This window comes from Flavobacterium wongokense (assembly GCF_021608265.1).
Lineage (GTDB): Bacteria > Bacteroidota > Bacteroidia > Flavobacteriales > Flavobacteriaceae > Flavobacterium > Flavobacterium wongokense.
Genome location: NZ_JAKIHP010000001.1, coordinates 45,498 through 59,826 on the forward strand (window position 1 = coordinate 45,498; position 14,329 = coordinate 59,826).

Sequence of the window (14,329 nt, forward strand, 5' to 3'; positions counted from 1 at the left end):
TACTTGCCGAAAAATATATTTTCTTTGTAAATATATTATTTAATTCCGCTTCCTGAATGATTTCAATTCTAATTCCAAGCTATAACTACAATACCCTGCCATTGGCTAAGGAATTGCACAGCCAGGCAGTTTTGGAAAACATTGAATTCGAAATCATTGTGCAGGATGACGCTTCTCCTGTCAATGAAAATACTTCGCAAAATTCAGGGATCAATCAGATTCCGAATTGCCGTTTTGAACGCAATGAAATTACACTTGGTCGTGGACAAAACAGGAATTCATTGGTAATGAAAGCCCAATATCCATGGCATTTGTTTTTGGATTGCGATATGCTTCCACAGCATTCCGACTTCATCAGAAAATATGTCGAAAGCATCAAAAATGATTCACTGCAGGCAGTTTATGGTGGAATTGCCTATCGCAAGGAACAACCTAAAACCGACGAAATGCTTCGTTGGGTTTATGGAAAAAAAAGGGAAGAAATCCCTTTGGAAAAAAGAATCAGGTTTCCCTACAGGCATTCGCTGATGTCCAATTTCCTGGTAAAAAAGGAAATCATCCAAAAGTTCCCCTTTGATGAAAAACTAGTCCAATATGGCTATGAAGACATCGTGCTGATCAATGATTTTCAGCAAAATAACATTACGATTACCCAAATAGAAAATGCCGCTTACCATCTGCAATTGGAAAATTCGGCCGTATTCCTCGAAAAGACAAAAGAATCGCTCTCCAATTTAAAGCTGCTGCTTGACCGGAAAGTTTTCAGCGATGACCATACTTCGTTAGTCAAAACCTATCAGCAGGTTTCGAATTTGGGTTTGCGGAAAACGGTAGCTTTCCTTTTTAAAAAATTTGAAGGTGTTTTAACCAAAAACCTGCTTTCCAAAAGTCCGTCACTAAACTTATTCCTGCTTTATAAATTAGGTTACTTTTGTCAATTAAATTCACGCTGATGCCTTATTTTTCAATAGTCATACCGGTATTTAACAAAGAAAAATTTGTTGCCAAAACATTGCAAAGTGTTTTAGCGCAACCCTTTTCCGACTTCGAGGTTATTGTAGTAAATGACGGTTCAACAGATGGAAGTGAAGTAGAAATTTTAGCAATACAGGATGACAGGATTCGTTATTTCCATAAAAAAAATGAAGGCGTTGCCATTGCCCGAAACTTTGGGATTGAAAAAGCAACGGCAGATTTTATCTGTTTTCTTGATGCCGATGATTATTGGTATCCCGATTTTTTGAAAACGATGCATCGGTTTATTGCTGAACTTCCAGAGCAGAAAGTATTTGCTGCAGCCATTGAAATTGAAACGTCCAACAAACTCCTCAAAGCGCATTATTCCATTCCGAAAAAATCTGATTTTGAAATTGTCGATTTTTTTGAAGCCAGTCAAAAGGAATGTGTTTTATGGACTTCCAGCGTCTGCATCCACAAAAACGTTTTTGAAAAAGTGGGTGTTTTTGACACCAAAATAAAGCATGGTGAAGACACCGAATTGTGGATTAGGATTGGGCTGCAGTTTCAGATTGTTTTTATAAACGAAATCTTGGCGCGCTATGTTTATGATGCCTCAAGTATTTCCCGAAATCAAAACTATTTTTTTGAAAAATATACTTTTGAAAAATACGCTTTGGAAGAAAAGAAAAACCCTGCCTTGAAAAAATACATGGATTTGAACCGGTTTTCGGCAGTAATAAAATGCAGACTCAGCGGTGATTCAGCCACAGCGCGCGAAATCTATTCCGGAATTGATTTGAAAAATCTAAGCCAAAAGAAAAGAATCCTGCTTCAACTGCCTGCTTTCGCAATAAGGATGCTTCTTGCTTCTCAGCAATTGTTAGGGAATTCTGTTTTTAGATAACTTGTAATCGTCAAAATTGCGGATATAATCTTCCTCTTCAAAAATTGCCGAAGCCAATACCAGGCAGACTGAACCCGAAGAAAAATTTTCCAATTCACGCCAAAGGCCATTCGGAATCAACAATCCAATATTGGGTTTATTGAGTGTGACCGTTTTTTGTTCGCTGCCGTCATTGATAATCACATCAAAACTTCCGCTCAACGCCACTAAAAGTTCCTGGCATTCCTTGTGCGAATGCCCGCCACGCCTTCCTCCACTCGGAATATCATAAAGATAATAAACGCGTTTCATTTCAAACGGAAGTGCATCTCCCTGAATTACGGAGAGATTACCACGTGTATCGTGGACTTTGGCAATATCAAGAACAATGGAGTCGTGTATGGTTGTCATTAATTTTGGGCTAATAAATGTTCCCATTGCTTTGCAATGTTTGTCAAAGATAAATGTTCTACGCTTTTTTGCGCATTATTTTTACAGGTTTGATGCAAATCTTCATCAAAAACCATATTGGAAATAGCTTGTGCCAAGGCTGCCTCATTATAATTTGGAACCAATAATCCGTTATGATTATTCCTGATGATTTCCTGTGGACCACTCTCGCAATCAACTGAAATCACAGGCGTTCCGGCTGCCAGCGACTCTACAATGCTCATTGGGAAACCTTCAAAATGACTGGTAAGGATGGTGCTTTTTGCATTTTGTACAAAAGCCGTTATGTTTTTTTGGAAAGGCAGCACCAACACAAAAGATTCCAATTGCAATTCCTTTATTTTGGCCTGAATCCAATCCTTGTCTGAGCCATCGCCTATCAACAACAACATTGTCCCTTTGCTATAAACCTTAGAAAGCTTAAACGAATTGAGCATGAGCGTAAAGTTTTTGATTTCTTCCTCAAACCTGCCAAAAAATAGGATATAATTTTTCGGGATTAGATTCGGCAATTGATAAGTTGTTTCAGGAAACGCGACCGGATTATGGATGGTTGTGGTATTATCCAGATTGTATTTTGCCTGAATCCTGTTTTCAATATCTTTTGAAACGCAAACCAATTTGGCTGCTTCCTTATACAAATAACCTGCGCCAAGTGAAAATTTTGAAAAGTACATTTCAAGATTGTAACTGTGGATCATGAAATACGTTTTGCGGTTTCCATAAATCCATTTGGTGAAAACCTCACGGATAAAAACAGGTCTTGAACGGTTGTCAATTACTGTCTGTATCTCATTTTCTGATAAATATTTCGCTATATATTTTCCTTTTTTCAAAGCACGGAAAACACCCTTCTCATTGGCAAACAATTTTCCAAGATTGACCAAAGTTCCTTTATACTCATAATCAACATGATCTAAAATGATGATATGGTGCACTTCATAACCCAAGTCCTGCAACATCAAACTCAACAAACCTGCAAACCGCTCAGCGCCACCAATACCAAGTGATGCGGAAACTATGGCAATTTTGTTGTTGTTTTTCATTTGTTACTTATATTGCAGTTCTATTTGCCAAATATAGAAAGAAATGAAGATTTTACTCATTGGAGAATACAGCAGATTGCACAATTCCTTAAAAGAAGGACTGCAAAAGCTTGGAAATGACGTTACCATTTTGGGTTTCAAAGATGGTTTCAAGGATTTCCAGGTCGATTTTCCATTAGAGAAAAAATGGGATTCGGGCTGGCTTAAAAAGATCAAACTGATTGTTTTGGTTGTCACAGGTTTTGATATCTCTTCGTATCTCACCTATCGTCAATTCCGGAAAAAGCGCGAACATTTTAAAAATTTTGATGTCGTTCAGTTGATTAATGAAAATAGTTTTTTCTGTAATCTGAAGTATGAGAAAAAGATTCTGGAGTTCATTTTTGCCCACAATAAAAAAGTGTTTTTGCTTTCGAGTGGCGACGATTATATGTATGTGAATTACAATTTTGAACACCCCGAAAATCCTTCGATTGTACAGCCTTACCTTGCGGGAAAGATTGCGGATAAAAACTTCTCGAATGTACTTAAATTCAGGACGAAGCCTTTTGAAAAACTGCATCATTACATTTATCAAAACATACAGGGCGTAATTGCGACTGATGTGGATTACCATCTTCCGCTGCAAAATCATCCACAGTATTTGGGGCTGATTCCAAGTCCGATGAACCTCGAAAAGTTTCCTAAAAGAGAAATGGAAATAAGTGACCGGATTATCATTTTCCACGGCATTAACCGCGAAAGTTATTTCAAGAAAGGAAATGATTTTTTTGAAAAAGCCCTCGAAATCATCAAACAAAAATATGGTTCGAAAGTTGAAATCCTGACTTCTGAAAACCTGCCTTATAACCAATTCATAAACCTGTACGACAGGGCGCATATTTTACTCGATCAATTGTACGGACACGATCAGGGAAGCAATGGTTTGGAAGGCATGACCAAAGGAAAAGCCGTTTTTACCAATGCCAGTGAATTGTTTGAAAAACAATATAAGCTAACTGAAAAAGTTGCCATAAATGGTTTGCCCGATGTGGACTATCTCGTAGCTGAATTGTCTTCTTTAATTGAAAATCCGGATGAAATAAAAGCCATTGGAAAACGTGCCAGGTCTTTTATAGAAAAGGAACATGATTATATAAAAACAGCGCAGAAATACCTTGATGCCTGGAGTTAAACAATCAGCCATTTTTCAAGCTGCTTCATCTCTCCTTCCCAATCCCGTGAAATATTTGTTTTTAAAAGTTCGACCGGAATTCCTCCCAAAAGGATATTATTCCCAAGCGAGGTATAATCTTTTGCGCATACACTGTTGGAAGCTACCGTACAAAAATCGGGAGTATTGGTGTTGGCCAAAATGGTAACCCTGTTGCTGATATAATTGTAATTGCCAATATTTATTGGTCCGGTCATCGGATATTTTTCATTGGTAATGGTATTAATCATCTGATGCACCGTTGTATCGGCAAGCTGTGATTCATAACCAATCCGGGCGTAATTGCCAAAAGTGATTTTGTGGTAACAAATGATTTTTCCGCTGTGACCCAAAGAAGCCATATTCCCCATTTCAAGCTGTGCTCCCGGAGCGATATGAACGAGATAATCTTTTCCAAATTGTACATGGCCGTTAAAAGTAATCTTCCCTTCCAAGTTGAATTCAGCTATTCCTTTTGAGCGTGAGATAATTTCGTAAGGTTGCCCAAAACCAATCATTCCGGTTTTTATTGGAGCATTAATCTGTATTTCGCCTGAAATATCCTTGAACTTTACACTTCCATAAAAATAAACCGGAAGCTTTTGTGCGGTATCAAATGGGAATTTACTGAAATTGAAATACAGCGTTTTGATCCAGTTGATGGAATAATAGAATTTCAATTTTTGATAAAAGCCTCCCATACTAGTTATTTTTTCCTGAAATGAAATCCTTGAAATGCAATCGTTTGTTCAATTGAATCCATGAAAAACATAGCGAAATTAAGATTAAAATTGACAACAGCGAATATTTTAGGAAAACTAAGTCGATTGACAAACACAAAAAAGCCGCAGCACAAATGCATAGGCAATACAAAAACAGCCTGTAAAATCCGGCATCAAAAGAGAAATCGTATCGTTTGGAAACTATCATTTTCAGCACAATGAAATGGATCAGATAGTTCACTAAAAATGTAATTCCCAAGCCTTCAAGCCCGTAATAATAAAAGCCCAGAATATTGATAATCAGGAAAACCGTGTTGAAACCAATCGATGTTTTGACAAAAATCCGGGAATGCCCTTTTGCAATCAGAATATAACCCATTGACCACGAAACAGCCTTAATCACCATTCCAAGGATTCCCCAACAGACAAGCGGCACAATCGGTAAAAATTCATCCGAATAAAGTACTTTAATCACTGTTGGCGCAAAAACCAAAAATAGTACAACAATCGGCGTTAAGAGCAAAATGGCTATTTCTGATTGTTCTTTAACCAGTTTCTTCACGAGCGAATTGTCATTGCAGATTTTGGCGAGCCTTGGATAATAATCGGTTGCCATTGCGGTGAAAATCACACCAACATAAGTATTCAGAATCGTAAATCCTGCAGTGTAAAAACCAACTTCGGTGACATTTTTGAAATTGCTGATGAAAACCTGAAGCAGATACGAAGACAAAGTGGTCAGCAAACCAATAAAACTCAGTGAAAACCCAAGTATGATCAAATGCCTGCCTTCGCTAAAGACTTCTTTATTGCTCAGCGCGACACTTCCAATCCTGATTTTCTGCCTAAAAATCAGGGCGATGAGCATTGCAATCAATGAAGAACCAACAATCGAAGGAATGATTCCGTCAATTTTCAGATAATAATACAAAGGTACTGAAATCAGCAGGCCGAATAAATTCCCATAAAAATTGGCCTGCGCCAGATACTTTATTTTACTCAATCCCTGCAAAACCAACAAGTTACCACTGGTCAACTGCTTAAACAACAAGGTTATTGCTATTAGGATAAATGATAGGGTTTTGTCGGTTGAACCAAAGGTGACCTGGCTCAACAAAGGCGATAAAACCACAACGGTGACCGAACCTAAAATACCGGTGATCCAAATGAGCCTGTTTAGGATGGACACTTCCTTTGCCAATAATTTCACATCATGGCTGACCGTCGAAACAGCCTTGACACCACTGGTTTCAATTCCGGCATTTGTAAAACTTGCAATGAGGTTTAGTGCCGAATTCAACAGGCCGATAAGCCCAATTCCTGCTGGGCCAATTAGTATTGCAATGATTTTTGACCTAATCAATGAGATAATCATATTGAACACCTGAACGCCTCCAAAAATTGAAGTTGATTTTATGATTTGGCGGTAAGATGATTTTGAATCGGTCATCAATATTATTTTATCAAAACGTTTTCTAACAATGGAAAATTTTCGGTTGCAACCTGGTAATAATCCTGAACGGTGGTTTTGGCTCCAAATGTTTCCTTCCAGAACAGTATTCCTTCATTGATTTTCTTTCCGTTTTCTTCATGTGACGGTCCAAAATCAAAGAAGTTTTTATCCTTGAAAATATCAGTTATCAGATGATTATAAAGATAATCGAGGCTGCCCAATTCATTCTTCTGCGGATTCCCTGAAATATACTGTGGATGCGCCACTTTATCGGTTATGAAAATGGTTGTCCCAGCTACAATTTTACCTTGATGGTACACATTGAAATGACGGATGTTTTTTGGGAATTTTTGTTGCAGCCTTATAATTTCGGCCGCTGTATGAACCGGTTTTGCGCTGTGCTTTTTATCGAGGTTCGGGATTAGGATTTCGTTCCAGAACAAATCAAATTCCAATTCCTCCTTAATTTCCAAATGGTTCTTTTCCCCACGACGAATGCTTTCCTTTCTTGTTTTGGTAAACGAAAAAGGTTTCGTCATATCGATAACCGAAAGGCAATCCCTACGAACCAGTTTGGCTTCGGTCAAAAAAAGGGCATATTCAATAGCTTCGGCAAAATAGTGGTTGTAAATGGACGGAACCAATTTCAATTGGAAAGTGCTGATTCCGTTTTGATTCAAAAACTGCAAAACGTTTTTAGCAATGTCAAGCACTGCTCCAAGCCTGATTTTGGCATCAAAAACAAAACCTCCATAAGTCAGTCCCTGATGTGAATAAACAGCAACTCCAGCCCTATTTGCCGGTATTACGGAAACAAGGTTTTCCTCATCGAAAACCATCAGTGAAAAATCTTCAAAACGGTCTTTATGATACTCCATAAAATCGCGGTGAAAAAGAAAAGTTGCATTGTTGGCTGTGCTTATAAAGGCATTCCAAACCGCAAAATCTTCCGAAGCATAACGTCTGACTGTATAGTTTTTCACATGAGATTTTTAGACATTGGAAAATTAATCATTTATTTTTAAAAAAGTAGCCCTTATCAAAAATTCCATTTTCGGAAATAATTGTTTAATTTTAGCTCTTTAACCCATTTGCTTTGAGATTAGAACGTTACTCTTTGCTTTTTATTTTGCTGTTTTGCTTCATTTTTAAAACAAATGGACAGAATGTTTCTTTATACAATCAGTTCAATGGGCGTTTTGATTTTACCTTTATCGGTAACACTTTAAATGAATTCCCCAATGGTACCGGAGCGCCGTGTGTGACCTTGCCTAGTTCAGATGCGACGCTAAATTTAGGGCCGAACGATGTTATTGAAAGGGCATATTTATATTGGGCTGGCTCAGGAACCGGAGATTTTGATGTGAAACTGAACGGAGTCGACATTACTTCTGAACGCAGTTTTTCAGCAATACAAACCATTACTTTCCCCGAATTCTTTACACGTCCGTTCTTTAGTGCTTTTGCAGATGTAACGGCACAACTCCAGGCAACAGGTAACGGTTTGTATACTTTGACAGAGCTTGACGTAAATCCTTTTTTTGACGACACACATTATTGTAATAATGCAACCAATTTTGCAGGATGGGCAATCGTAATTGTATATAAGAATCCTTCATTACCTCTTAATCAACTGAATGTTTATGACGGATTGGAAGCTTTATCAAGCCCAAATCCTGATGTTGTGGTGGATCATTTGACCATTAATCTGGGGAATTTGAATGTTTTGGATAATTCAGGTGCCAAATTGGGCTTTATTGCCTGGGAAGGCGATGCCAATATTTTTAGCCAGGAATCCTTGCTGATCAACAATCATGCTTTGAGCGATGCGCTGAATCCTGTTGGCAATCCTTTTAATGGCACGAACAATATTACCGGAAACAGCCAGTTGAATAATATGGATTTGGATATTTATCCGATACAGAATTTTATAACCATTGGCAACACCTCTGCCACGATAGACATGACCACTGCACGTGATTATGTGTTAATCAACGCCATTGTGACCAAATTAAACAGCCAGTTACCCGATGCCACAGTTGTTGTAGATTCCGTTGAACAGGAATGTGATTCGAGGACTATCACGTTGAATTATACGGTTTCCAATTTGAATGCTACCAATCCATTGCCAGCCGGAACGCCTATTGCCATTTATGTTGATGGCGTATTCACCGCTTTTGATGAAACCACACTTCCTATCGATATTGACGACAGTATGAGTTTTCATTTAACAATGGTTATTCCCGATACTGTTCCGCTGGATTTTGAAATAACCGTAGTTGTTGATGATACCGGTAACGGAACCGGAATTGTCGCCGAGCTCAATGAAACGAATAATAACAGCGCAATAATTCCTGTCTCGCTTTGGGTTTCCCCAACATTCAACACTTTGGAGCCTTTGGTTTCCTGCAACGAAAGCTTTACTCGTGGTACTTTCGACTTTACATCTTATGAAAATTTAGTCAAAACAAATCCCGAAGACCATGTGAGTTTTCATGAAACTTACGATGATGCTGCTATAGGTGCAAACGCGATATCCGACCCAAATAATTATATCGCAGCCACAACACCAAAAGAAATTTTTGTGCGCATTTACAATGACAATTGTTTTAGTATTACTTCATTTTTACTTACTACCCGGAATTGCCCACCAACGGTTTACAATTATATTTCAGCCAACAACGACAGCTATAACGAAACTTTTTTTATAGCAGGATTACGCAACATTTTTATGGATTTCAAGTTGGAAGTTTATAATCGTTGGGGAAGATTAGTCTGGACAGGAAACAACAATACAGAAGACTGGGATGGCCATATCAAGGATGGTTTTAGCGGCAAGAATGCTACCGATGGCACTTATTTCTACCTGCTATTTTTAAACGATGTTGATTACCCCGAACCGCTTAAAGGATTTTTATATATAAACCATTAAAAAAAGAGTGTATATTTGACATGTCAATTAGTGCGTTAAAAGTGGCTTCACCTTTATGAAACAAATTTCTTCTTCGCAAAATCCGTTTGTAAAATCACTGATGCAGCTTCAGGAAAAAGCCAAAGCCAGAAAACAATCAGGCACTTTCCTGATTGAGGGAATGCGCGAAATTGAACTTGCCATCAAAGGGAAATACGAAATCGAAACAATCCTTTTCCTTCCTGAATTGGTTTCCGAAACACAAATCAAAAAGCTCAGTAACAATTCGGAAGTGATTGAAATTTCAAAAGAAGTCTATCAAAAACTGGCTTATCGCGATACAACTGAAGGCATTTTGGCTGTAGCCAAAACCAAAGCACTGCAGCTATCCGATTTAAAACTTCCCGAAAACCCGTTGATTTTAGTAATGGAAGCCATCGAAAAACCGGGAAACATTGGCGCTGTCCTGCGTACCTGTGATGCTGCGAATGTTGATGCCGTAATCATTGCCAATCCAAAAACCGATTTATACAATCCGAATATTGTGCGCTCCAGCGTTGGCTGTCTGTTTACCAATCAGATTGCAACCGGAACAACTGAAGAAGTCATCGATTTTTTACTCAAAAACAATATCAATTTCTATAGCGCTACGCTACAGAATTCTACCTCATACCACACCCAAAACTACACCTTACCTACAGCATTGGCCGTTGGCACAGAAGCCACGGGATTAACCCAGCTTTGGCGCGAAAAAGCTACCCAGAACATCATTATCCCGATGCAGGGCGAAATTGACAGCATGAATGTTTCTGTCGCTGCAGCAATTTTGATTTTTGAAGCAAGACGCCAGAGAGGATTTTAATTTATTAAAATTTAAACAATGAGATTTAAATTAGTGCTGCTGCTTGTATTGGCAAACTTTGTTGTTTCTGCCCAGATTTCTGAATCCGAAGTTGATGCCTTGGTTGAGAAAACCCTGAAAACCTTTAATGTTCCCGGAATTGCCGTCGGAATTGTAAAGGATGGAAAAATTGTTTTGGCAAAAGGATATGGTGTTACCAACATCAAGACCGGTCAAAAGGTTGATGCCAATACGCTTTTTGGCGTAGCTTCCAACAGCAAATCGTTTACCTCGGCAGCTTTGGCAATCCTCGTTGACGAAGGAAAAATCAATTGGGATGACAAGGTTATCAAATACCTTCCGGAATTCAAAATGTACAATGACTATGTGACCAATGAATTTACCATTCGTGATTTACTGACACACCGCAGTGGTTTGGGTTTAGGCGCAGGTGATTTAATGATTTGGCCCGACGGACATGATTTTACACCCAAAGATATTGTAAAAAATATTCAATATTTAAAACCTGTTTCTGCGTTCCGGACCAAATATGACTATGATAATCTGTTGTATGTCATTGCTGGCGAAGTCATCGAAAAGGTTTCCGGTAAATCGTGGTGCGAATTTGTAGAAACCCGAATTATGAACCCAATCGGAATGGATAAAAGTGCCTGTTCCTGGTCGCGTTTGAAAGACACCACCAATACCATAGTTCCGCATGTTCCAACCAATGGAAAACTCGAGGTCATTCCGCGTTATACCAATCACATTTTTGATGCTGCAGCCGGAATTTATTCCTCGGTGAATGATTTGAGCAAATGGCTGATTGTTCAGTTAAATGACGGGAAGTACAACAACCAACAGTTATTCAGCAAAAAACAGCACGATGAAATGTGGAAACCACAAACCATCATGCCGCTCAGCAATACCAAACCTTATAAAACCTTATTCAGGAATTACGCTTTGGGATGGCGTGTAGAAGACATTAATGGCTATTTACAGGTTTCACATTCCGGCGCTTTGGACGGAATTGTTACACAAACACTGATGATCCCTGAACTTCAGTTAGGGATAATTGTACTAACCAACCAGCAATCCGGCGCTTCGTTTACCGCGATTTCGAATACAATAAAAGACCGTTATTTGGGCATTACAAATCCGGATCACGTACTGACTTTAAGTGCCGACAGAAGGCAGAAAGAAGACGATGCGGATAAGATTACCGACGAAGTTTGGGAAACTGCAGCGAAGAACCTAAAGGATAAAACCCTAAAAACCGACTTCAAAAAATACGTTGGAACCTTTAAGGATAATTGGTTTGGAGACGTTTCGCTTTTTGAGAAAAAAGGCAGGTTATATTTCGCTTCGAAACGTTCTTCAAGATTGATGGGAGAAATTTTTTATTACAAAGACAATACTTTTGCAGTAAAATGGAATGTGAGAAGTTTCCATGCCGACAGCTTTATTTTCTTTGATCCGGATGCTAACCATTTCAAAATGAAAGCCATCTCGCCACTGACCGATTTTAGCTATGATTTCCATGATCTGGATTTTAATCGGGTAAACTAAACCGCAAAACCGATAGCCTGCAAATCATTTGCACAGTTCAATTGTAATGCTTATTTTTAGCTAATAGATTGAACATGCTATGATTGAAATAGATTTAGAAGAAGAAAAAAAAGCAATTGCCCGAGAATACAAAGAATTACTTCGCATAAGTTATCAAACACTTACCGATTCTGATAAAAAACTCATACGAAAAGCCTTTGATGTTGCCGTTGAAGCCCATAAGGACCAACGACGAAAATCAGGTGAGGCTTATATTTTCCATCCAATTGGCGTTGCCAAAATTGTAGCTGCAGACATTGGTCTTGGAGCCACAAGTATTGCGGCCGCTTTAATGCATGATGTTGTTGAAGATACTGATGTTACGATTGAAGAAATCGAGAAGATGTTCAATCCCAAAATTGCGCATTTGGTTGAAGGACTGACCAAGATTTCACAGGTTAAAAAAGACATGAACATTTCAATGCAGGCGGAAAACTTCCGAAAAATGCTATTGACACTCAATGATGATGTTCGTGTAATTTTGATAAAAATTGCTGACCGTTTGCACAATATGCAGACGATGGATTCAATGCCCGATTACAAGCAGGTGAAGATTGCTTCTGAAACGCTTTACATTTATGCTCCTTTGGCGCACAGGCTGGGACTTTACAATATAAAAACAAAGCTGGAAGACCTTGGCCTAAAATATACTGAGCCCGAAGTTTACAAGGATATTGTCAGCAAGATTAAGGAAACCAAGGAAGAACAGGATGCCTACATCAAAACCATTTCTGATGTTTTAAAAAAATCGCTTGACGAGGAAGGTGTTGAATATACTATGAAAGGCCGACCAAAATCCATTTATTCCATTCGCAGGAAAATGGCGGCGCAGAATGTGACTTTTGATGAAGTCTATGACAAGTTTGCCCTTCGCATCATTTACAAATCCAACCTGCACGATGAGAAGTTCCTTGCCTGGAAAATCTATTCTATCGTCACCGACCATTATCGTCCGAGCCCGAGTCGTCTGCGCGATTGGATTTCATCTCCAAAATCTACAGGATATGAAGCTTTGCACATTACCGTTATGGGGCCTAAAGGACGCTGGGTCGAGATTCAGGTGCGAAGTGAACGTATGGATGAAATTGCCGAAAAAGGTTATGCCGCGCATTACAAATACAAAAACGGCGCAACCGAAGAAACCGGTTTGGATACCTGGCTGAATCTTTTGAAGGAAGCTTTGGAAAGCTCAGAAACCAACGCGGTGGACTTTGTAGAAGACTTTAAAATGAATCTTTACGCCAAGGAAATCTTTGTCTTTACGCCAAAAGGGGAAATAAAATCATTGCCAAAAGGCGCGACTTCACTCGATTTTGCCTTCAGCATCCATTCCGAAATCGGAATCAAAACGAGAGGAACACGGGTTAACGGAAAATTGGTTCCATTAAATCACGAGCTCAAAAGTGGTGATCAAATCGAAATCATCACTTCAATACATCAAAAACCAACCATCAACTGGCTTGATTATGTCACTACCTCACGTGCCAAAAATAAAATCAGGAATGTCCTTAACGAAAATACCAAGAAAATTGCCGAAGATGGAAGGGAATTACTGACCCGAAAATTGAAGCATTTAAAAATTACTCTGAGTGAAAGCGTCATTAACGAATTGGTCAATTTCTTTGGGTTAAAAACCAGCCTTGACTTGTTTTACCGCGTCGGGATTGGATCGATTGAAAATCAGCAGCTCAAGGATTTTGCCGCGCAGAAAAGTAATACGCTGATGAATTTTTTCAAAAGTAAAATTAAGCGTTCACCTAGCTCAAACCCTGATGACATCCACAAACCGGTACTGAACAGCAATTATGACATGCTGGTTTTTGGCCCGGAACAGGATAAACTCGATTATAAATTGTCTTCCTGCTGCAACCCAATTCCAGGTGATGAAGTATTTGGTTTTATTACCATTAACGAAGGGATAAAAGTCCATAAAAAAGATTGCCCAAATGCGATTACGCTGCAATCCAATTACGCCTACCGAATCATGCAGGCAAAGTGGATCGATTCATCCCAACAGGAATTCAAAGCCATCCTTAAAATTACAGGTATGGATAGTTTGGGATTAACCAATGAGCTGACCAAAGTAATTTCGAACAATATGCACGTAAACATCCAAAGCATTTCGCTGAGTGGTGAAGCAGGGATTTTCAATGGCCAGGTTGCAGTAATTGTACAGAACAATGCCATCCTGAAAAAACTTATTGAAAACATCAAGAAGATTGACGGAATTGATAAAGTAACCAGAGTGTATACGAATTAAAAA

At 38.8% G+C, this 14,329-nt stretch carries 12 protein-coding genes; 7 read left to right on the forward strand and 5 right to left on the reverse strand.

The genetic code is table 11. The features are described 5' to 3' along the window. The first annotated feature begins 56 nt into the window (after window positions 1-56). Window positions 57-953, forward strand: coding sequence for a glycosyltransferase family 2 protein (locus L1S31_RS00195; RefSeq protein WP_236460050.1), 897 nt, complete (start codon window positions 57-59; stop codon window positions 951-953). Then, window positions 932-1,864, forward strand: a complete 933-nt coding sequence (locus tag L1S31_RS00200) for a glycosyltransferase family 2 protein (protein ID WP_236460051.1) — start codon at window positions 932-934, stop codon at window positions 1,862-1,864. The genes L1S31_RS00195 and L1S31_RS00200 overlap by 22 nt, the downstream gene beginning before the upstream one ends. Here L1S31_RS00200 and L1S31_RS00205 read toward each other — a convergent pair. After that, window positions 1,841-2,254 carry a sugar 3,4-ketoisomerase gene (locus L1S31_RS00205; protein ID WP_236460052.1) on the reverse strand — a complete coding sequence of 138 codons (414 nt, stop codon included), beginning with the start codon at window positions 2,252-2,254 and terminating at the stop codon, window positions 1,841-1,843. The genes L1S31_RS00200 and L1S31_RS00205 overlap by 24 nt on opposite strands. Continuing rightward, window positions 2,254-3,339, reverse strand: a complete 1,086-nt coding sequence (locus L1S31_RS00210) for a glycosyltransferase (protein WP_236460053.1) — start codon at window positions 3,337-3,339, stop codon at window positions 2,254-2,256. Before L1S31_RS00210 ends, L1S31_RS00205 begins: the two co-directional genes overlap by 1 nt. Before the next feature lie 43 nt (window positions 3,340-3,382). Here L1S31_RS00210 and L1S31_RS00215 point away from each other — a divergent pair, with 43 nt between their 5' ends. After that, window positions 3,383-4,513 carry a glycosyltransferase gene (locus L1S31_RS00215; protein ID WP_236460054.1) on the forward strand — a complete coding sequence of 377 codons (1,131 nt, stop codon included), beginning with the start codon at window positions 3,383-3,385 and terminating at the stop codon, window positions 4,511-4,513. Here L1S31_RS00215 and L1S31_RS00220 read toward each other — a convergent pair. From L1S31_RS00220 to L1S31_RS00230, 3 genes are read right to left on the reverse strand one after another with little or no spacing between them, the layout of a single operon-like run. Beyond that, a complete protein-coding gene (locus L1S31_RS00220; RefSeq protein WP_236460055.1) occupies window positions 4,510-5,232 on the reverse strand; it encodes an acyltransferase in 723 nt (240 codons plus the stop codon). The genes L1S31_RS00215 and L1S31_RS00220 overlap by 4 nt on opposite strands. 1 nt (window position 5,233) lies before the next feature. Then, window positions 5,234-6,703, reverse strand: a complete 1,470-nt coding sequence (locus L1S31_RS00225) for an O-antigen translocase (RefSeq protein WP_236460056.1) — start codon at window positions 6,701-6,703, stop codon at window positions 5,234-5,236. A 5-nt stretch (window positions 6,704-6,708) separates the two neighbouring features. Further along, window positions 6,709-7,689, reverse strand: a complete 981-nt coding sequence (locus L1S31_RS00230) for a GNAT family N-acetyltransferase (protein ID WP_236460057.1) — start codon at window positions 7,687-7,689, stop codon at window positions 6,709-6,711. Between the two features lie 113 nt (window positions 7,690-7,802). On the opposite strand from L1S31_RS00230, the gene L1S31_RS00235 reads away from it, so the two are divergent. From L1S31_RS00235 to L1S31_RS00250, 4 genes are all read left to right on the forward strand, one after another. Next, window positions 7,803-9,638, forward strand: coding sequence for a T9SS type B sorting domain-containing protein (locus tag L1S31_RS00235; RefSeq protein WP_236460058.1), 1,836 nt, complete (start codon window positions 7,803-7,805; stop codon window positions 9,636-9,638). A 55-nt stretch (window positions 9,639-9,693) separates the two neighbouring features. Further along, complete coding sequence (locus L1S31_RS00240; RefSeq protein WP_236460059.1) at window positions 9,694-10,479, forward strand: TrmH family RNA methyltransferase; 786 nt, start codon at window positions 9,694-9,696, stop codon at window positions 10,477-10,479. 18 nt (window positions 10,480-10,497) lie between these two features. Beyond that, window positions 10,498-12,027: a serine hydrolase gene (locus L1S31_RS00245; RefSeq protein WP_236460060.1), complete on the forward strand. Its 1,530-nt coding sequence runs from the start codon at window positions 10,498-10,500 to the stop codon at window positions 12,025-12,027. Between the two features lie 79 nt (window positions 12,028-12,106). Continuing rightward, on the forward strand, window positions 12,107-14,326 hold the full coding sequence (locus tag L1S31_RS00250) for a RelA/SpoT family protein (protein WP_236460061.1): 2,220 nt from the start codon (window positions 12,107-12,109) through the stop codon (window positions 14,324-14,326). Window positions 14,327-14,329 lie beyond the last annotated feature (3 nt).

Coding starts and splice junctions, on each gene's coding strand:
- L1S31_RS00220 (WP_236460055.1), bottom strand. CDS start 5,232: ATGGGAGGCTTTTATCAAAAATTGAAATTCTATTATTCCATCAACTGG.
- L1S31_RS00240 (WP_236460059.1), top strand. CDS start 9,694: ATGAAACAAATTTCTTCTTCGCAAAATCCGTTTGTAAAATCACTGATG.
- L1S31_RS00205 (WP_236460052.1), bottom strand. CDS start 2,254: ATGACAACCATACACGACTCCATTGTTCTTGATATTGCCAAAGTCCAC.
- L1S31_RS00215 (WP_236460054.1), top strand. CDS start 3,383: ATGAAGATTTTACTCATTGGAGAATACAGCAGATTGCACAATTCCTTA.
- L1S31_RS00250 (WP_236460061.1), top strand. CDS start 12,107: ATGATTGAAATAGATTTAGAAGAAGAAAAAAAAGCAATTGCCCGAGAA.
- L1S31_RS00225 (WP_236460056.1), bottom strand. CDS start 6,703: ATGACCGATTCAAAATCATCTTACCGCCAAATCATAAAATCAACTTCA.
- L1S31_RS00195 (WP_236460050.1), top strand. CDS start 57: ATGATTTCAATTCTAATTCCAAGCTATAACTACAATACCCTGCCATTG.
- L1S31_RS00245 (WP_236460060.1), top strand. CDS start 10,498: ATGAGATTTAAATTAGTGCTGCTGCTTGTATTGGCAAACTTTGTTGTT.
- L1S31_RS00210 (WP_236460053.1), bottom strand. CDS start 3,339: ATGAAAAACAACAACAAAATTGCCATAGTTTCCGCATCACTTGGTATT.